We start from the raw sequence: 20,458 nt of genomic DNA, 5'->3' as shown, positions 1-20,458 counted from the left end.
TAGATGAAGTTTTTATCCAACTATCCAACAGAAGTTTTAATTCTCTTATTTTTAATAATAACATTTTTTCTATCTTCTGTTGAAAAGTTGTTTGATTGGAAAGGCAATGTTTCTTTTATTAAAGATCATTTTAAAAACTCGCCTTTAAAAAATATTGTTCCTTTATTATTAGCGATACTTTTAGTTATAGAAATAATTGCATCTATTTTAATGATGATAGGAATTTATCAAATTTATAATTCTGAAACAAAAGAAATTGCTTTACTAGGTTTAGAGCTTTCTGCAATCAGTTTAATTTTTATGCTCATTGGGCAACGTCTTGCAAAAGATTATCCAGGTGCAATGAGCTTAGGTGTCTATTTTATCATTAACCTTTTAGGTGTATATTTATTAAATAACTAAAATCTATTAATTTATAAATTCACTATAATATTTAACTATATAAAAAGCCCTTAAAACTTAAGTTTTAAGGGCTTTTATTTTTTTACCAAGGTATTTCTACTGTTTTAAAAATAAATTAAATTTTAAACTATTTAAAACCCGTTTTTACTTCTTTTTAAGTACATATATTAAAGAAGAATACTCATTTGTGCTTTTTGCACTTAAATTCGATTTGAATCCTTTTAAAAATGCGGAAATTGGTTTCATAGCACCAGATTTATATTTTTCACTTAACAAAGAAACATAATAAGCATCAAACTTCATTGGTAAACTTTTTTCTACAATCATATTTTCTTTTGAGAATAATTTAGCAATTGATGTTTGAGAAAAATGCCATAAATGTCTAGGCACATCAAAAGCAGCCCAAAATTGTTGATAATGTTTTGCATCGTAACTTTTATAATTTGGCACAGCAATAATCAATTTACCATTTTTAGTAAGTAAATTATTTAAAGTTGAAATATACTCTTCTAAATTTTCTACATGTTCTAAAACATGCCAAAGAGTAATTACATCAAATTGATTATTATTGAATTTTGATAAATCTTCTTCTAAAGAAATTCCTTTTTTTAAAGCAATATTTCTTGCTCCAAGATCTGGTTCTGATCCAAAAACATTCCAAGAATTAGTTGCACAAACTTTTAAAAAATCTCCTGTACCTGCACCTACATCTAAAATATTTTTTGAAGAAGTATTAAAAGAATTAATCAATTTTAGTTTTCTTTTTAAGGTGATGTTTTTTACAGATTGATACACTTTATCAAATAAAGATTTTTTAGAATCTGTATGCGAAATATAATCTTCGCTTTTATAATAATCTCCTAAATTTTCAGGAACAGGAACTGTAACTAACATATCAAACTCCTCATTCTTTTTTACCTGATAAACTTCACCAGAAACTGTGAAATCCTTACAATCTAAAAAAGGTTTTAAATCTTTATAAAAATCAATTTTGCTATTCATTTCTAATCATCTTAAAATTGAAATTCCTGCCTAAGCAGGAATTAAATATTGTGTTATCCTTGTAATAAATTTTAATTTGTTCCACGAGGAACATCTATAAAATTACAGATAAATTACCTACCCATATAAACTAATAAAACTGAAATATCACTTGGTGAAACTCCACTAATTCTACTTGCTTGAGAAATTGAAGTTGGTTGAATTTTACTTAATTTTTCTCTAGCTTCAAAAGATAAAGATTTTACTTTTTGATAATTAAAACTAGAAGGAATCATTACATTTTCTAATCGATTTAACTTATCAGCATTATTCTTTTCTTTAGCTATATAACCAGAATATTTTAAATGTATTTCAGCTTGTTCTATTACTTCTTTATCAATAGCATTATCTGATAAAAAAACACTTAGTTTTTCAACATTCTTAAAATCAGAAAAATTTAATTGAGGTCTAGCAGCAATTTTAAAAAGCTTCATAGACTGATTTACTAATGCTAAATTTTTAGCTTCTAAAATAGGATTTATTTCCTCTTGCTTAACACTTGTTTTTTCTAAAAACTGAATTAATAAATCTGTTTTTCTTTGCTTTTCCAAAACACGATCCATTCTTTCTTTAGAAGCTAAACCAAGTCCAAAAGCTTTAGGCGTTAATCTTAAATCTGCATTATCTTGTCTTAATAAGGTTCTATATTCAGCTCTAGAGGTAAACATTCTATAAGGCTCTTCTGTACCTTTTGTAATTAAATCATCTACTAAAACACCAATATAAGCTTCATTTCTTTTTAAGATAAAAGGCTCTTTTTCTTGCACCTTTAAAGCTGCATTTACACCTGCCATTAATCCTTGAGCAGCCGCTTCTTCATAACCTGTTGTACCATTAATCTGACCTGCAAAGAATAAGTTTTTAATCAACTTAGTTTCTAAAGAATGTTTTAATTGCGTTGGTGGAAAATAATCATATTCTATTGCATAACCATATCTTAAAAACTTTACATTTTTAAAACCTTCTATAGCTCTTATAGCTTTATCTTGAATATCTTCTGGTAAAGAAGTTGAAAACCCATTTACATACATTTCGCAAGTTGTCCATCCTTCTGGTTCTACAAATATTTGATGTCTTTCTTTAGTTGCAAAACGATTAATTTTATCTTCTACTGAAGGGCAATATCTAGGTCCTGTAGATTTGATTCTACCATTAAACATTGGTGATCTATCAAAACCTTCTTTTAATAATTCATGTACTTTTAAATTGGTATACGTTAAGTAGCAAGATCGTTGTTTTACCAAATTTTTAGTTACTGGTAAATAAGAAAATTTCTCAGTATTTTCATCTCCTGGTTGTTCTAACATTTTAGAATAATCTAAAGATCTACCATCTACTCTTGGTGGTGTTCCTGTTTTCATTCTACCAGATTCAAAACCTTTTGCAACTAAATCTTCTGTTATTCCTGTAGAAGCTCCTTCTCCTGCTCTACCACCTCCAAATGTTTTCTCTCCAATATGGATTAATCCATTTAAAAAAGTACCAGCAGTTATTACAACCGTCTTTGCTTTTATTTCTAAACCTAGAGCAGTTTTTACACCTATAATTTTATCATCATCAAACAATAAACCATTTACAGAATCTTGATAAAAATCTACGTTTTCAGTTTGCTCTAACATCGTTCTCCAAGCTTCTGCAAACTGCATTCTATCTGATTGAGCTCTTGGACTCCACATAGCAGGTCCTTTGGATTTATTTAGCATTTTAAACTGAATAGCTGTCTTATCTGTAACTATTGCACTATAACCTCCTAAAGCATCAATTTCTCTTACTATTTGTCCTTTTGCAATTCCACCCATTGCAGGATTACAACTCATTTGTGCAATGTTTTGCAAGTTCATTGTAATTAATAAAGTGTGTGCACCCATATTTGCAGCAGCAGCAGCAGCTTCACTTCCTGCATGCCCTCCACCTACTACAATGACATCGTATGTTGTTGAAAATAAACTCATTTTTTTATAATAGTTCCACGTGAAACTTTTTATTTTTTTTCTAGATTATATATTGACAAAGCTTTGTTTTCTTCACTTCTCATTTCTTTTTTTTCTTCTTCGGATTTATCTTTGAAACCCATATAATGTAGAACACCATGAATCATTACTCTGTGTAATTCATCATCAAAAGAAACCTTAAAATCTTTTGCATTATCTTCTACTCTCTCTATAGAAATATAAATATCCCCATTAATAAGCTTACCTAAAGAATTATCAAAACTGATAACATCAGTTAAAGTATCGTGTTGTAAAAACTCAACATTTAATTTATGGAGATAAACATCATCACAGAAAATATAATTGATTTCACCAATTTCAAAACCTTTATCAATAACAATATTATTAATCCAATTTTCTAAAATTTTCTCGTATTTTAAATTGAATTCTGTTTCATAATTAAACGTTATCATTTTATAGTATTTGTTTGAATTACAAATTTTTTATTCTTTTTATCATAAGCAATAAAGCGAAAACTATCTTTTAAGAAACAACTAGATTCATTAGAATAAGTGGAGATTTCATCTAGTTTGTCTATATATTCTTTTTTATCAATTTCTTTGTAAATAGTTTCTGGTAATTCTTCATTTATAAGATCTCCATTTAAATCTATTAATAATTCAAAAAAACGTTTTTCTTTTAAAATTATAGCATTTTCAAACACATAATCATCAACAACTCTTGGGCCAAAACCTGAAGGTATATTTCTTTGAATATTCTGTTGTATCATTTGCATTTGGTGTTGTTGCATATGCCACATAAACTGTTGGTGATGCCACCACCAATTGTAATTATAGTTGTATGAAATATCTACATAATCTACCCTAACTCTAATTTTATCTGATTTAGTTTTATTAGCAGTTATTGTAGCATTGTATTTATTTTTACCTGCATTTTTTAAAAACTTTTCTATTCCTTGAAATTCTGGATTTCCTTTAATTTTATTAGAAAGTAATTCATCAAAAGCAATTACATTTAAAGATTTACCTGTATTTACATCAGCAATATTAATAAACCCAGCTTTTTTAGAAAGTGCCAATTGAAAGAGTTTATCTTTAGTAAAAAAAGAAGTTGCTTTTTTAAACTTCTCTCCATTTGCATTTTCAAAAGTAAAAAAAACAGGTTTTAATGTTGATTCACTCAAATTGAATTTTAGTAATTCAGTAATATTTGCTTTTTTATTGTTTAAAGGAATTCCACCAACGTTAAAGTTAAAAGGTTCATCAGAATCTCGAGTGAAAAAAAGTGTATTATTTTCAAAATACAAACGAACTTTATTAGTAGAACCATTTGCCACAAACTCATCTGTTTTTATTGAAGTAACAGATTCATTTTTAAAAAATCTTTTTACGTCTGAATCTTTATCTAAAGCTAACTCTTTAGAATTTGGTTTATTGTTACCAACAAAAGAAGAAACTATAAAAGCATCATCTGTTTTATAAATTAAAATAGATTGATCTTTTTTTCTAATTGATGTCATAAAATCATTATGAGAAACAGCTTCAAACTCTTTTTTTTCTTTAGTTTTAAGATTATAATGTACTGTTTTAACGAAAGACTCCTTTTTTATTTTGTAGCTTAACAATAAAGATAAAATATTATTTTTTTGATGAAAAGAAACTACTCCATAAGATTTTTCATTTATTAAACTTGGTAATTCAACAGAGGTATTACCATCAAATAGATATGAGAAAACTTTATAGTTTTTTGTTTTTTTATTTTTTGCAAAAATTAAATGAAAAGAATCTTTGTCTGATAAATCACCAGAAAAAGTGTTTTCTGTTTTAAATTCTTTTGGTATTGTTATTTCGTTAAAAACATTAATATTTGCATTTACTAAACTTGTAAAAGCACAAAAGAAAAATACAATAATTACTTTTTTCATTACTAATCATTTTTAGGATCAGAGAAATACTCTCTGACCTTATTTTTATAATTTTGCTGCAAAGGTAAGGATTGTCTATTTAATATTTCTATTTGATTGTAGAACTGCTGTTTAAATTTAAGCGCTTTTACTTTGTTTCTTTGAGTTTCTTTTTGATTTGTATTTGATTTAAGTTTTTTATCTTTACCTTGTTCTAAAGCAGCTTTATCAAGTTTTAATAATTCGTAATTTAAATTTTGCATTTTTTGAAGTGTTGCTTCGTTAAAACCTTTTTCTAGAATATCATTTTCTAATTCTTCCATAGATTTTAATGCTTTTTTTGCATTTCCATTTCCTCCTTCTATTCCGTTTTCACTTTCTTTAATTGCATTCTGCAATTCTTCTCTTAATTGAGATTGTTGTTTAAAGATTTCATACAATTCACCATCTAAATCATCATTAGAACCTTCTCCTTCTCCATTTTTTTGTCCGTTTTTACCTTCACCTGGTTTACTTCCTTTTCCACTACTACCCTTCTTTCCTTTTTCTCCTGGCTTACCATTTTCATCTGGTTTATTACCTTCTTTACCTTTACCCTTTTCATCACCCTTTTTCATTCCATCTTTCATCTTCTCAGATAAGCCTTCCTGCTTTTTAATTAAATCTGGTAAACTAAAACCTTGTCCTTTTCCTGGTTTTCCTTTTCCCATTTTCATTGACATACTGTTCTTCATATTATTTAAAATATTACTTAAATAATCTGCCAAATTATTAGTAGCTGTCATTACATAACGTTGATTAGAAATTCCGTTATTAAATCTATTTTCAGAAAAATTATATAAAGATTGATCTAAATTGTAATGTGCAGAAGAAAGATCATCTTGAATTTTAGTTGAAATTTTAGGAACACGCATTGCTAAAACATACAAACTATCATCTATATGTTCAAAATATCTTTTTATTTCATTTTGCTTTTTTAAGTCTTTACCAAAGTCTGGATGTGTTGTAGATGTTTCTGTAAACTTGTCCATTAATTGTTCTTGTTGAAAAGAAAAAATAACTAAGTTTTCTAAAATTTTACGCAGGTCTTCCATATTTTCTTCCATAGATTCACTTTGCATATCCATCATAGATTTTTGCATTTTTGCACTCATCTTTTTCATTTTTTGTGATGATTGCTTCTGACTTTGTTTTGCTTGTTTTGAGTTTTGTTGTTCTAAATTTTCTTCAGATTTTTTAAGTTCTTTATCTATATCTTCTTTCTCTTCGTCAACATCTGGCAACTCCATTGGATCTTTTAAATTTTCATTGTCTTTATTGAGTTCTTCCAATTCTTCTTTAATATCTTCGAATTCTTTTTTGATGTCTTTTTGTTCTTCTAAACTACCATTTTCTTCCTTTTCTAAATCTGTTTGCTTTTTAGATAACTCTTCTATTTTATTTGCAATTTGCATAGTTTTTTGTTCAACATAAAAACGTTTTACCATTTCTAAAGTTTTCTCTAAACTACGCTGTTGTTGTTTATTTTGTTGTGCTAATTCTTTGGCCTTTTTTACAAGATCTTCTTTATTAAGTTTATCAGCCATTTTCTGAATTTCATCCAACAATTTTTGTTGCTTTTCTAACTTTTTAAGTTCCTTAATTCGTTCTTTTAAATCTTCCTTTTTTTCTTGTAAAGATTCATTTTTTTCTTGCTTTTCATCTAAGTTTTCTTGAAGTTGATCAGTTTGTCTTTGCATCATTTTTTTATACTGTTCTTGACGCTTAATAAAACTTTCTACTTTCTTTTTATCGTTCCAATTAATACTTTTTTTATTCTGTAATTCTTGTTGAATATTTTCTAATTGTTCTTGTTGCTTTTTTTGTTTTTGAACAGAATTTTCTAAATCGTTAATCGTATTTCTTTGTTCTTGTAAAAGTTGATCTTCTAATTCGTCTTCAGTATGTTGTCTGTAATTAAAAATCTTACTTTTAGTTGATTTATTTCCATTAACATAATCATTATCAGTAACTTGAAAATATAATTCATAGTTAATTCCTTTCGATAAATTTAATCCATCAGGAAATTGATAAAAGAAATTTTGTATATTTTGATTGCTTATTTGAAGGTTAAATAACTCTTTTTTATCAGAATTATTTACATCATAATAAACCAATTGTAAATTACGTAAACCATAATCATCAGAAATTTGACCAGCAAATTGAGCAACGCCTCTTGTAATACTATCAATATTAGAAGTTAAAGAAATCAACGGGAATTCATCCTTAATAACATCCACAGAAAATTGTAAATTCTCGTAATTTTTTAGGTTTTTGTTTGATGATGAAATTTGATAAATTAAAGCATTTCTAACTTGTTTTTTATACTCAAAATTATCAGTAGAAACTTTAGAAAAAGAATCACTTTTATTTTTATTGATGAAAGCCAAACTATCTGTTTGATTAGTTTGAACCAACCAAGTAATATTTGTGCCTTCAGGAACAATTAAATTTCCTGAATTTTGAATGGTTTCATTTCTCCTTCCTAAATATTTTGGATATTTTAAATCTAATGAAATGTTGTGAATTGTTGGTGTGCCTATAACTTCAATCTTATAATCTTGAGATTGAATTCCATTTGCTTCAACATAAAAATTAATGGGCTCTTGAACATCTGTAAAAGTATATGAGAAAGATGAATTACCATTATTTTGCAAATAATATTGTTGATTATTATAAATTATTTTTGCTTCATTTGGACTAACATTTCCTATTGTATTCGCGTTAATTGTAATTGATTTTCCTTGTAAAACTTGTAAACTTTGATTAGCAATTGAGAATAAAAATGGTGCTGGAGGATTGTAAGCAGTTCTGTAATTTACTACACGATCTAAACTCTGAGTTAAAGAACCATTTGAAATAGTAAATAAACTTATTACATAAATTAATATAGGTACAATTGCATATTTTAAATATTTAGAATTATGTTTAAAATCTATTGCTTTTACAAAAGGAATAGGATTTAGTTCTTCAGATTTTTGATTAATACTCGCTAAAATTAAATCAGATTGTTTTGCATTTTCTTTAAGTTGTAAAACATTTAACAGCTTATCCCCTACTTCTGGAAAATGAGCACCTATAATTTTTGAAGATTCTTCTAAAGAAATTCCTTTTCTAAAACCTATCAATTTAAAAATAGGAATGGCAATAAATTTTATCAGTAAAAAAACTTCTACAATTATAAACACCCAAAACAAAATAGTTCTAGCAGTTGGTTTTAGCCACAAAAAAAATTCTAAAAAAAGCGTAAAAAAGAAATATAAAAAACCTAATGAAAAAAATAGAATTATTCCTTTTATCAATTCACTTGTGTAAAATTTTCGTGTAAACTGATTTAATTTGTGCTGTATGTTTTCGAATGCTTTCATAATCAACTAATAAAAATAATGTATTTGACAAGATCATCCACAAAATAATTGTTAAAACAATTATTTACGCAACCAATATCAAAATTATGTATCTTATAAAAAGAAACCCTTGTAAGTATTTAAAATGGTTTTCTACTAACTAAATATTAAAAACTAAACTTATGCTAAAGCTTACCAAAATTGTATTTCTACTTTTAAGTATTTCTATATTTGCTCAGGGACCTTGGACACAAGAAAAAGGAAAATTTTACACACAACTTTCTTTTACAACTATAGCTAATTATGATAACTTTTTTGGTGATCCTGATTATGCAATAAATGGAGAAATATCCGATAATACTTTGCAATTCTATACAGAATATGGTTTAACAAATAACACAACTCTAATTGTAAATGCACCTTTAAAATTAATTTCAATAAACAATTTAAAATATCTAGATCCTGCAATAGATTGTTTTGGAGATTGTTCACAAACAATAAATGAAACTAAAACTGCTTTAGGAAATATTGAAATTAACCTAAAACATAATTTCTATAAAAAAGATTGGTTGTTATCTGGGCAATTTTCTTTAGAAACAAATACAAGTACTTTTTATAAAAATTCGGGTATAAGAACTAGCTATGATGCTTTTACTTTAACTCCCCTATTTTTAGCAGGTAAAAGTTTTACTAATTCTTATTTGCAATCTTTTATTGGTGCAAAAATTAGAACCAATAATTATTCTAACAACTTTAAAATTGGTGGAGAATATGGTAAAAAACTAGGAAATAAATTTTGGTTAATTGGTTTTTTAGATATTGAGAAATCTTTTAAAGACGGAGATATTAATTTACCTGATAAAAATTTGGTAACTTCTTTATATGTAAACGATCAAGAATATGGAGTTGTTGGTGTAAAAGCAATAAGAGAATTCACAAAAGATTTTGGTGTTACAGCAAGTTTACCAGCTGCATTTTTTGGCAACAATGTTGCTAAGCAAGTAGCATTAACTGTTGGTGTTTATAAGAAGTTTTAAAGTTTATTTTCTAAATATTCTAATAATTTTTTTGAACTTTCTAAACCATTTTTTGATAAGTCTATTATTTCATAATCTTTATTTTTATATCTTACATAATAACCAGATACACCAAAAGATAATATAACACCTCTACCATCAGAAATTAAATTTCCATTTCCATCAGAAAGCTTAAAATCTTTAATTTCATAATTAGTTATAACGGATTCATCATGTGTATCTTCATTTCTTAATTCATTTAATAAGTTCCAACTTAAAACTTCTTCTTTAATCAAAGAGTTTTTTTTCCAATTATCAAGATTCTTTTTGACTAATTCACTTTTCTTTTTATTAGACAAATCACTATTCATATGATGAATATATTTTGAGAAGTAAAATCTAACTTGTTGCGTAGATGATAAAAAACTCCAAAAACAATCTTGAATTTCTAAATAGTCAGCCTTTTTATCACTCATTTTTATAAATGATCTTTCTGACCAACCTAATTTATCTTCTATAGATTTAATTATAATCTCTTTCATATAATAAAGATATGGTTTTCTTAATAATACATTATTATTTTTCTTACCTCTAATTTCTCTTATCTAACAGAAAAACTATCTTTGCAGCTTTAAAACAAAAAAAATGGAATCTAATGTTCGTGTGCGTTTTGCACCAAGTCCTACAGGACCTTTACATATTGGAGGTGTAAGAACTGCCTTATATAATTATTTATTTGCCAAAAAACACAATGGTACTTTTATTTTAAGAATAGAAGACACAGACCAAACACGTTATGTTGCTAATGCAGAGCAATATATAATAGACGCTTTAAAATGGTGTAATATTCCTTTTGATGAAGGACCTGGAAAAAACGAAAAATTTGGACCATATAGACAATCTGAACGTAAAGATATTTACAAAAAATATGCAGATATTTTACTAGAAAAAGGTAAAGCTTATTATGCTTTTGACACTCCAGAAGAGTTAACTGCTCAGAGAGATTTTAATGCCTCTAAAGGGAAAATGTTTATCTATAACTGGCAAAATAGACAAGAAGGTAAACTTGTAAACTCTTTAGTATTATCTGAAGAAGAAGTACAAAAAAGAATTGATGCTGGTGATAAATATGTAATTCGTTTTAAAATTCCAGAAAGTGAAATTTTGTATATGCAAGATGAAATTAGAGGAAGAATTACTATTAAAACAAACACATTAGATGATAAGGTTTTATTTAAATCTGATGGAATGCCAACCTATCATTTAGCAAATATTGTTGATGATCATTTAATGGAAATTAGTCACGTAATTAGAGGTGAAGAATGGTTACCATCTATGCCTTTACATGTATTATTATACAGAGCTTTTGATTGGGAAGTTCCAGATTTTGCACATTTGCCATTAATTTTAAAACCAATTGGTAAAGGAAAGTTAAGTAAAAGGGATGGAGATAAATTAGGTTTTCCTGTGTTTCCTCTAGAATATACAAATGAAGAAACAGGTGATGTTTCTAGAGGCTATAAAGAAGATGGTTATTTTGCTGATGCTTTTATAAATATGTTGGCCTTTTTGGGATGGAACCCTGGAACACAACAAGAAATTTTTTCTTTAGAAGAATTAACTCAAAAATTTGATTTTGAACGTGTTAATAAAGCTGGTGCAAAATTTAATCTTGATAAAACAAAGTGGTTTCAGCAACAATATATGCAAACCAAAGATGATGCAGAATTAGCAAATTTATTTATGCCAATTTTAGAGAAAAAAGGGATTAATAAAAACATAGAAGATGTTAAAAAAATAGTTTCTACTGTAAAAGAAAGAGCTGTTTTTGTTGATGATTTTTTAGGATTAGCTATTTTCTTTTTTGAAACACCACAAGAATATGATGCAAAATCTGTAAAGAAAAGTTGGAAAGAAGGAACTACAGATTTAATGAAAGAATTAATTACTGTAGTTGCTAAAATTGAAGATTTTTCATCAAAAAATACAGAAAAAGAAATTAAAGAATGGATTACTAGCAAAGAAATTGGTTACAGCAAAGTAATGCAACCTTTACGTTTATGTTTAGTAGGTAAATTAGCAGGCCCACATTTATTCGATATTATTGCAATGATTGGTAAAGAGGAAACTATTTTAAGGTTAAAAAATGCAATAGAAAAATTATAAAAAATGAAAAAATATATCATCGCAATTTTTATTTTTACAACACTACAAAGTTATAGCCAGTATAACAACAATGGTATGAGAAATCAGGGTCAAAACCAAATGATGCAAACACCTGATAAACCTGCAGACCCAGATTTTAAAATAGAAAGATATTTAGGAATTGTGATTTATGATATAGAAAAAGCAGCTAAAAAATCTGGCATAAAATTATCTTCTGATGAAGGTAAAAAGTTTTCTAGCCTTTTAACTACTTACAATAAAGAAATAAAAGATATTAGAAGAATTAATAGTTTTACTTTAAAAAGCACCAAAGAAATGATAGATAATTATCAAAAAAATGTGGCAAAAACTGGTGATTTTTCTAATCAAACAAAAGTTAGATTAGAAATGGCAAGTAATTTAAAACCTATTTCTGATACTTTAAAAAAAGAAGATAAAGAATTAGATAAATCTATAAAGGCTCTTTTATCAGAAAAACAGTATAAAAAATGGATTAAATACAATAGAAAAATCTATAAAGTGTTTCCAAAAGAGAAAAAGGAATAATTCAATTTTTAAAACAAAATAGCCCTAAAAATGATCATTTTTAGGGTTTTTTATTGATTAATATTACAAAATGTAACAATTTTAAAAAATTGCGTCTTATAGATAATACTCTAATAAGTATCTTTACATTAAATTGATTATTAACTTTAAAACTACTAACTATGATTTCTATTTTTCCAGTAATAATTGTATTGATTGCAGTTGTTATTTTCGCATCAATATTTACAGTTAAACAACAAACATCAGCTATTGTAGAACGATTTGGTAAATTTAATGCCATAAGACAATCTGGTCTTCGTTTTAAAATTCCTTTAATAGATAGAATTGCTGGTAGATTAAGTTTAAAAATTCAGCAATTAGATGTAATTATAGAAACTAAAACTTTAGATGATGTATTTGTAAAACTTAAAGTATCTGTACAATACAAAGTTATTTATGATAAGGTTTACGATGCTTTTTATAAGTTAGATTATCCTCATGATCAAATAACATCTTATGTTTTTGATGTAGTAAGAGCAGAAGTGCCAAAAATGAAATTAGACGATGTATTTGTAAAAAAAGATGATATTGCAATTGCTGTTAAATCTGAATTAAATGATGCCATGTCTGATTATGGTTTTGATATTATTAAGACATTAGTAACTGATATAGATCCAGATGCGCAAGTAAAAGAATCTATGAACAGAATTAATGCTTCTGAGCGTGAAAAAATTGCTGCACAATTTGAAGGTGATGCACAACGTATTTTAATTGTAGAACGTGCAAAAGCTGAGGCAGAAAGTAAACGTTTACAAGGGCAAGGTATAGCAGACCAAAGACGTGAAATTGCACGTGGTTTAGAAGAGTCTGTAGAGGTTTTAAACAAAGTAGGTATCAATAGCCAAGAAGCATCTGCATTAATTGTTGTAACACAACATTATGATACTTTACAATCTATAGGTCAAGAAACTAACAGTAATTTAATATTACTACCAAACTCGCCACAAGCTGGTAGCCAAATGTTAAATGATATGGTTGCAAGTTTTACAGCTAGTAATCAAATTGGTGAGGCTATGAAAAATGCAAAACCTAAAAAGATTGATTAAAAAAGATATTTAAACAAAACTAAAAAAGCGCAAAATGATTATTTTGCGCTTTTTTTTATAACTTAGTTTATCCTTTTTAATTAAAATTTTACCCCTTTGATTAATCCTATTATAAAATTGTTCAAAAGAAAGCTTAATCTAGAACCTTATATTAATAACAAACTTGCCATAACAGCATTACATGGAGTATTTGTTTTTATCTTTTTAAACCTATTTAAACCTTTTAATTTAGATGTTTTAAAAGAAACTTTATTTGGTTATAGTTTAGTTATAAGTTCTTTAACCTTTCTAGTACCCTTTTTACTTTTATTAATTTTAGATAAAACAAATTATAAAAAATTATCTGTAGCTACTTTTCTAATTGTACTTTTTTGTTTTTTATTTATTTACAGTTATATTTTGTGGTTTTTTAGCGGAATTTATAAAGATGAATTTAATTTAATAAAGTTAAGTTTTGGATTGTTTTATAAGTATTCGTCTAGTCTTGCACTTATATCTATGCTATTTTTTGTTATCGTAAACGAAAGAGTAATTCGATTTAAAAGAAAGAAGCGTGTTTTTACTAAAAAAGAAGAAAGCATAATTATATATTCTGAGAATAATAAAGAAAATATAAGCATTGAAATAGCTGATTTAGTTTACATAACAATTGCAGGTAATTATGCTAGCTTTTTTGTAAATACAAATAAAGGAATAAAAGAAATTGTTTTAAGAAACACTCTATCTAAAATACTTAAGCAAATACAAGAATATCCTAATATTTTTAAATGTCATAAATCTTTTATAGTAAATACCAAACATATTAAATCTATATCTGGTAATGCAAGAGGTTATTTTTTAATTTCTGATAAAATAGATATTAAAATTCCTGTTTCTAGAAGTATTAAGAAAAAAGATTTAGAAAAATTAATAGAATAATACCTTCCCATTTATCCCAAAACCCCATTATACAACCCTTTAAGGGCTTTTTTTAATATTATATAAATAAAAAAAATTACTTTTGAAGTATGAAATTATAATGGTAATTGTTGGGGGACAATTATCATTAGAAAAATAAAGCTCAATTTGAATCATCAAATTGAGCATTTATTTTTAAAGATTGTATATTATTAATAAAATAAAAAAACACTTAAATATTACAGTGTTAATAATTTTATAAATGATTTATTATTGAATATAATATTATTACTACAAATATTTTATAATATCAAAATTTTAATAATTAATCAATAACAAATATTTAATAATAAAAAACAATTTCACTACTTAAAACCTTATAATTCAGAACATTTTGTAGATTTATCAATATAATAAATTATATTTGTAAAACTATTAAATTAAAATATTGGGGGATTTTTTTAATTTAAAACAAAAAGCTCTGTTTGCATGCAAACAGAGCTTTTACTTTATATAACGTCTATGTTATTTTACTTTTTTTCTTCTAGTTGTTCTTCTTTTTCTTCATCTTTAGTAGCCTTTTTAAACTCTTTTATACCACCACCTAAACCTTTCATTAGCTCAGGAATTTTTTTACCACCAAACAATAGTAAAATTGCAATTGCAATAATAATCCAAGAACCTCCACTAGGCATTCCTAATAAATATATATTTAAAGTATTCATTTTTCTAAATTTTAATATAACAAAGATACAAAAAGGATTCTATTAATCTCTTTTTTGTATAATACCGCCTATTACTTTTTTGTCTTTTAACACTTCAGGATTTCCTTTGTAAAATATTGAACCTCCAAAACTTACTTTTGCATTTAAAGTTTCTCCAGCTAAAATTTCTGCTTTTGCTCCTGTACCCGCTTTTACGGTTGAGTTTGCTGTAGCTTTTAAATCAAAACCATTATAAATTCCGTATAAATCTACATCTACAGTTTGGTTTTTTGTTGTACCAGATAATTTAATAATACCTCCAGAAGATGTTTTAACTTCTAAATGTTTCACTTTTACCACTAAATTTACAAATGCTCTTTCTTGCGATTTTACTTCTAAATGATTTTGATTAATTTCTTTACCAGTAATTGTAGCCCCTTCATTAGCATCTATAGTATCAATACTTTTAGAATAGTATAATTTTACTAAAACCTCTCCATTTGCTGCATTATTTTCTGGTTTTAAAGAGAAAGGTAAAGAAATTTTTAAAGTGTTGTTAACGTTCTTTATTTTAACTTTTTCAGATTTTAGACCTGTAATTTCTATTTTAGACTCGTTAGATTTTATTAACTCTAATTCTATACCATTATAAACTTTTAGAGTAGAAAAATCTCCTAATTTTTTGTTTACTGTAGATTGTGCTACAAATGATAAGCTCATCATTAAAACACATATAAATATTATTTTTTTCATTTTATTTAGGTTTGATTAATGTACTTAAATCAATAAGCATACCACTATAAAGACATTTTGTTTTATTTATTGTGGTAAAGATTAAAAATTAACGTGAGAATGTAAATAATTCTTGCTAAATTTTTAAGCTACTTTAACTGCTGTGCCTGTTATAGATACTAATAAAGTTGATGAATTTGCAAGTGGTTCTACATCTAATTGAATACCTACAACAGCATTTGCACCTAATTTTGTAGCATTATCTTTTAAATTTTGAAAAGCTTTTTCTTTTATAGACTCTAATCCTAAAGTATATTTTTCATAATATTTAGACATACTAAACATATCTTTAAAAGACAATTTTGTTCCATTAGAAGTATAACTAGAATCGTAAGCAGAACCTGTTACAATACCTAAATAATCTATTATTTTAAAGTTTTCTATATTGGGTGTTGTTGTTAATATCATAATATTTTATTTAATCTTCAATCAAGTTAAAATCTAAGTGTTTACGTTCTAAATCTGTCTTTTTAACTTGTACTTTTACATCATCACCTAATTGATATAAATGTTTAGTAGACTGACCTACAATTGCATATTGCTCTTCATCAAAAATATAATAATCACTTTTTATATCTCTAATTCTAACCATTCCTTCGCATTTGTTTGCTGAAATTTCTACATAAATTCCCCATTCAGTAACTCCAGTAATAACACCATCAAAAATTTCATCTTTATGGTCTTGCATGTATTTAACTTGCATGTATTTTATAGATGATCTTTCTGCTTTAGATGCTAATTCTTCTCTTTTTGATGAATGTTTACACTTTTCTTCATAAATTTCTGCTTTTGGGCTATCTCCACCATCTAAATAATGCTGCAGTAATCTATGTGTCATTACATCAGGATAACGTCTAATAGGCGATGTAAAATGGCTATAATAATCAAAAGCCAAACCATAATGGCCAATATTTTGAGTAGTATATACAGCTTTAGACATAGATCTAATAGTTAAAGTCTCAATCATGTTAGATTCTGCTTTACCATTTACATCATTTAATAACTGATTTAAAGATTCTGAAGTAGATTCTTTTGTATCTGTATTAATTTTATAACCAAATTTGCTAATAATGTTTTGTAATGATGCTAATTTTTCTATGTTTGGTTCATCATGTACTCTGTAAACAAAAGTTTTATTGGTTGCTTTTCCTTTAGAAAAACCAATAAATTCTGCTACTTTTCTATTGGCTAATAACATAAATTCTTCAATTAGTTTATTAGCGTCTTTAGATGTTTTAAAGAAAACTCCTACTGGGTTTGCTTCCTCATCTAAATTGAACTTCACTTCTACTCTATCAAAAGAAATTGCACCAGCTTTCATTCTCTTTTTTCTAAGAATTTTAGCCAATTCATCTAACTTTAAAGTTGCTTCTACAACTTCTGGTTTTACCTCATAAGAAGAATCTGTTATAGAAATATCTGCAGGCATTGTATAAGGTTTTACATTATCTGAAAGTTTTACGTTTTCTATAATACTTTGTGCTTCTTCGTAAGCAAAACGTTGGTCTGAATAGGTTACTGTTCTACCAAACCACTCTCCTACTATTTGTGCTTTTTTATTAATTTCAAAAACAGCAGAAAAAGTTAATTTTTCTTCATTTGGTCTTAAAGAACAAACACCATTACTTAGCATTTCTGGTAACATAGGTACTACTCTATCAACTAAATAAACAGAAGTTGCTCTTTCATAAGCTTCATCATCTAAAATAGTTTTGGGTTGTAAATAATGCGAAACATCTGCAATATGAATTCCTATTTCGTAATTACCATTTTCTAGTTTGGTAAACGATAATGCATCATCGAAATCTTTTGCATCTTTAGGATCTATGGTAAATGTTAAATCGCCTCTCATATCTCTACGTTTGGCAATTTCATCTTCAGTAATTTCTATGGGTAAATTTTGTGCTTCTTTTTCTACTTCTGGTTCAAACTCATAAGGTAAATCATATTCTAATAAAATAGAATGCATTTCTGTATCATGATCACCAGGTTTACCTAAAACAGTGGTTATTTTACCAAATGGATTTTTAGAATTTTCTGGCCAATCAGAAATAGTAGCTTGCACTTTATCTCCATGTTCTGCACCATTCATTTTATTTTGAGAAATAAAAATATCTGCATACATTTTATGATTATCACAAATTACAAAACCAAAGTTTTTACTCTTTTGTAAAACACCAACAAACTCTGTTTTTGCACGTTCTATAACATCTACAACATCTGCTTCTAACTTTTTACTTCTTTTACGTTGGTAAACATATGCTCTTACTACATCTCCATGTAATCCTTTACCTAAATTTATGTTTGGTATAAAAATATCGTCTTCATAATCATCAGAAATAAAATATCCATTTCCACTAGAGGTTACATCTAATGTTCCTATAGAATATTTACGGTCTTCATTTATTTGATATTTACCTCTATCTATTTCTTTAATTTTTTTTGTTGCAGTTAATTCTGCTAGTTTTTTTAATATTTGAGTTTTTCCATCAGTATCAGAAACCCCTAATTTACCAGCTATTTGTTTATAATTATAAAACTTTGTGCTGTCTTCATTTAAAATTTTAAAAATATTTCTAGTTAAGTCTTTAATAACTTTTCCTTTTTTCTTAAATATTTTCTTTTTCTTTCTTTTCATTTATTCTTACTTCTATTTTATTTGATACCAAAATACAATTTTTTATAACCATTGTTTATTAAAAAAGAGTTATCAATTTATTTTTATATTGAGGTAGCCTTGTTTATTATATTTTTTCATGTCTCATTTATAGACATTTAATACTAAAAAATCTTGATTTATAAACAGCATTCCTATTTTTAGAAATCGGAAATTTTCTAAAAAATTAAGAGAATTTTAGCCATTTAAAAAACATAAAAAATTCGTGTATTCTTTTGTTTTATACAGTATTCTAAATACAAAATTGAATTGGTTGCGTATGCAATTCTAAAAGGTTTTAGAAATATTATTTTGGATAGCAGAGATAGAACACTACAATTAAGTAGTTTACAAAATAACACTGCAAAGATAGATAAAAACTTCTGATATAACTATTGCTTTTCTTTCTCTAAATTTAAGAATTTCTCATTTTTCTTAAAATTTTCTTAAAAAAATTGTAACGTTTTCTTAAATATTACGTCTTTATAATAACAACACCAAAGTTTTAAGATGAAAAATCTACGTAAAATAATCGCTCTATTTGCACTTATATTCCTAACAGGAATTTATATAAGCGTACAGATTATTAACGGTTCACTACAAAAAGACATGCCTCCTAAAGAAACTGTTGAGATTCAGAAAGATACTCTTTATCTATTAGAAGCTGAAAAAAAAGCGGTTTAAACTTTTATTCAAAAACCCATTTTACATTTTTTAGTATTCTTTCTTTTTTCAAAAATTCATTTTCAATTTTTAAAAGTTTCAACAGTTATCAACATTCTATATTATAATTATTTTTCTTTTTAAAAATTTTAAAAAAAATTGATGTTTATAATAGTGTGTTAATAGCTACTATAAAATATTCTATTTTTATTTTTTAGTTTGAGTTATTAAAAATCATTGACAACTTATAAGTAACTTAAAAGCTTATAAATCAATTTAAATTTAGAGTTATTAACAATAGTTATAAACAGTAGTTAACTTAAAATTCTTAATAGTTAACAACAAAATATATGTAAACAAATTGTAAATTTTATGTTGATAAACTTTTATCAAAAACTTAAAATAAAATTTGCATATGTCAATCAAGAGCTTGTATTGTTATAATTAATAAGAATACCAAATAAAGTTTCCTATTTTTAATCATAAGTTCTTAACATTTACTTAAAACAGTTAAAAGCTTTAAAAATAAACAGTTATTAAAAAATGATAATTTTTAAATGTTTATAACTGTTGATAACCGTTAATTTCTATATTTTTGCCAGCCTAACTAAGTCATTGCGAATGTAATGAAGAAATCTTTAAATAAAATTACAGATTACTTTGTAAACTCGTAAAAACAATTAAATAAATAAATTATGACAATTGCCATTGGTAATGATCACGCAGGAACTGAATATAAGTTCGAAATTATAAAACATTTAGAAGAAAAAGGATATACTGTACTTAATTTTGGTACAGATACTAACGATTCCATGGATTATCCTGATGCTATTCATCCAACAGCAGATTGTGTTGAGTCTGGTAAAGCTGAATTAGGTATTATTTTATGTGGTTCAGGTAATGGAGCACAAATGACAGCTAATAAACACCAAGGTGTAAGAGCTGCATTGTGTTGGAATAATGAGTTGGTTGCTTTAACAAGACAACATAATAATGCAAATGTACTTACAATTCCTGCTCGTTTTGTGTCTTTACAACAAGCTATAGGTTTTGTAGATATTTTTTTAACTACTGAATTTGAAGGTGGTAGACACGCAAATAGAGTTGGTAAAATTTCTTGTTAATAAAAACTTCTCGATGCAAAATTTCAGAAAAAGAAATTTCACTCGAAGTGACAGTAAGTTAATTTATATTACTAAAAAGTCTTGTCAGTTGGACTGATTTCGATTTTTATCGAAATTGTATCGAG

18 protein-coding genes are annotated in these 20,458 nt (G+C 26.3%); 8 read left to right on the top strand and 10 right to left on the bottom strand.

The genetic code is table 11. The annotated features are described in order from the left end of the window. The first annotated feature begins 3 nt into the window (after nucleotides 1-3). Entirely contained in the window at nucleotides 4-402 is a 399-nt protein-coding gene (locus ACJJVK_RS05315) for a DoxX family protein (protein WP_405563955.1), read from the top strand. A 144-nt stretch (nucleotides 403-546) separates the two neighbouring features. Here ACJJVK_RS05315 and ACJJVK_RS05310 read toward each other — a convergent pair whose 3' ends face one another. From ACJJVK_RS05310 to ACJJVK_RS05290, 5 genes are all read right to left on the bottom strand, one after another. After that, nucleotides 547-1,404 carry a class I SAM-dependent methyltransferase gene (locus tag ACJJVK_RS05310; protein WP_405563952.1) on the bottom strand — a complete coding sequence of 286 codons (858 nt, stop codon included), beginning with the start codon at nucleotides 1,402-1,404 and terminating at the stop codon, nucleotides 547-549. 113 nt (nucleotides 1,405-1,517) lie between these two features. Beyond that, nucleotides 1,518-3,395 (bottom strand): tRNA uridine-5-carboxymethylaminomethyl(34) synthesis enzyme MnmG, encoded by a 1,878-nt coding sequence (gene mnmG / locus ACJJVK_RS05305; protein WP_405563951.1) that lies wholly within the window; start codon nucleotides 3,393-3,395, stop codon nucleotides 1,518-1,520. A 29-nt stretch (nucleotides 3,396-3,424) separates the two neighbouring features. Further along, complete coding sequence (ybeY, locus tag ACJJVK_RS05300; RefSeq protein ID WP_405563948.1) at nucleotides 3,425-3,847, bottom strand: rRNA maturation RNase YbeY; 423 nt, start codon at nucleotides 3,845-3,847, stop codon at nucleotides 3,425-3,427. Beyond that, nucleotides 3,844-5,319 carry a hypothetical protein gene (locus ACJJVK_RS05295; RefSeq protein WP_405563946.1) on the bottom strand — a complete coding sequence of 492 codons (1,476 nt, stop codon included), beginning with the start codon at nucleotides 5,317-5,319 and terminating at the stop codon, nucleotides 3,844-3,846. The genes ybeY and ACJJVK_RS05295 overlap by 4 nt, the downstream gene beginning before the upstream one ends. Nucleotides 5,320-5,321: 2 nt before the next feature. Beyond that, a complete protein-coding gene (locus ACJJVK_RS05290; protein ID WP_405563944.1) occupies nucleotides 5,322-8,705 on the bottom strand; it encodes a DUF4175 family protein in 3,384 nt (1,127 codons plus the stop codon). A 161-nt stretch (nucleotides 8,706-8,866) separates the two neighbouring features. On the opposite strand from ACJJVK_RS05290, the gene ACJJVK_RS05285 reads away from it, so the two are divergent. Continuing rightward, the gene (locus ACJJVK_RS05285; protein WP_405563942.1) at nucleotides 8,867-9,721 is read left to right on the top strand and encodes a hypothetical protein; all 855 of its coding nucleotides are present in this window, start codon (nucleotides 8,867-8,869) and stop codon (nucleotides 9,719-9,721) included. Here ACJJVK_RS05285 and ACJJVK_RS05280 read toward each other — a convergent pair. Further along, on the bottom strand, nucleotides 9,718-10,242 hold the full coding sequence (locus tag ACJJVK_RS05280; protein WP_405563939.1) for a hypothetical protein: 525 nt from the start codon (nucleotides 10,240-10,242) through the stop codon (nucleotides 9,718-9,720). The genes ACJJVK_RS05285 and ACJJVK_RS05280 overlap by 4 nt on opposite strands. Before the next feature lie 103 nt (nucleotides 10,243-10,345). Here ACJJVK_RS05280 and gltX point away from each other — a divergent pair, with 103 nt between their 5' ends. The 4 genes from gltX to ACJJVK_RS05260 all read left to right on the top strand — a co-directional run bounded on the left by gltX (nucleotide 10,346) and on the right by ACJJVK_RS05260 (nucleotide 14,415). Continuing rightward, complete coding sequence (gene gltX / locus ACJJVK_RS05275; protein ID WP_405563936.1) at nucleotides 10,346-11,866, top strand: glutamate--tRNA ligase; 1,521 nt, start codon at nucleotides 10,346-10,348, stop codon at nucleotides 11,864-11,866. A 3-nt stretch (nucleotides 11,867-11,869) separates the two neighbouring features. Next, the gene (locus tag ACJJVK_RS05270) at nucleotides 11,870-12,412 is read left to right on the top strand and encodes a hypothetical protein (RefSeq protein WP_405563933.1); all 543 of its coding nucleotides are present in this window, start codon (nucleotides 11,870-11,872) and stop codon (nucleotides 12,410-12,412) included. A 161-nt stretch (nucleotides 12,413-12,573) separates the two neighbouring features. Next, nucleotides 12,574-13,497, top strand: coding sequence for an SPFH domain-containing protein (locus ACJJVK_RS05265; RefSeq protein WP_405563930.1), 924 nt, complete (start codon nucleotides 12,574-12,576; stop codon nucleotides 13,495-13,497). 117 nt (nucleotides 13,498-13,614) lie between these two features. Beyond that, on the top strand, nucleotides 13,615-14,415 hold the full coding sequence (locus ACJJVK_RS05260; RefSeq protein WP_405563928.1) for a LytTR family transcriptional regulator DNA-binding domain-containing protein: 801 nt from the start codon (nucleotides 13,615-13,617) through the stop codon (nucleotides 14,413-14,415). A gap of 509 nt (nucleotides 14,416-14,924) precedes the next feature. On the opposite strand, the gene ACJJVK_RS05255 is transcribed toward ACJJVK_RS05260, so the two are convergent. The 4 genes from ACJJVK_RS05255 to rnr form a co-directional block, all read right to left on the bottom strand. Next, entirely contained in the window at nucleotides 14,925-15,119 is a 195-nt protein-coding gene (locus ACJJVK_RS05255; protein WP_289851794.1) for a twin-arginine translocase TatA/TatE family subunit, read from the bottom strand. A 42-nt stretch (nucleotides 15,120-15,161) separates the two neighbouring features. Continuing rightward, a complete protein-coding gene (locus ACJJVK_RS05250; protein WP_405563925.1) occupies nucleotides 15,162-15,851 on the bottom strand; it encodes a head GIN domain-containing protein in 690 nt (229 codons plus the stop codon). Nucleotides 15,852-15,974: 123 nt separating this feature from the next. Further along, nucleotides 15,975-16,298, bottom strand: coding sequence for a YbjQ family protein (locus ACJJVK_RS05245; RefSeq protein ID WP_405563922.1), 324 nt, complete (start codon nucleotides 16,296-16,298; stop codon nucleotides 15,975-15,977). 10 nt (nucleotides 16,299-16,308) lie between these two features. Then, entirely contained in the window at nucleotides 16,309-18,528 is a 2,220-nt protein-coding gene (rnr, locus tag ACJJVK_RS05240) for a ribonuclease R (RefSeq protein ID WP_405563919.1), read from the bottom strand. Between the two features lie 528 nt (nucleotides 18,529-19,056). Between rnr and ACJJVK_RS05235 the strand changes: the two genes are divergently transcribed. Continuing rightward, on the top strand, nucleotides 19,057-19,230 hold the full coding sequence (locus tag ACJJVK_RS05235) for a hypothetical protein (protein ID WP_215994488.1): 174 nt from the start codon (nucleotides 19,057-19,059) through the stop codon (nucleotides 19,228-19,230). A gap of 674 nt (nucleotides 19,231-19,904) precedes the next feature. Next, a complete protein-coding gene (gene rpiB / locus ACJJVK_RS05230) occupies nucleotides 19,905-20,333 on the top strand; it encodes a ribose 5-phosphate isomerase B (protein ID WP_405563917.1) in 429 nt (142 codons plus the stop codon). Nucleotides 20,334-20,458 lie beyond the last annotated feature (125 nt).

This window comes from Polaribacter sp. Asnod6-C07, from assembly GCF_045063625.1.
GTDB lineage: Bacteria > Bacteroidota > Bacteroidia > Flavobacteriales > Flavobacteriaceae > Polaribacter > Polaribacter vadi_A.
Note: the sequence above shows the minus strand (reverse complement) of the source record. Positions and strands in the feature narration are given on the sequence as shown.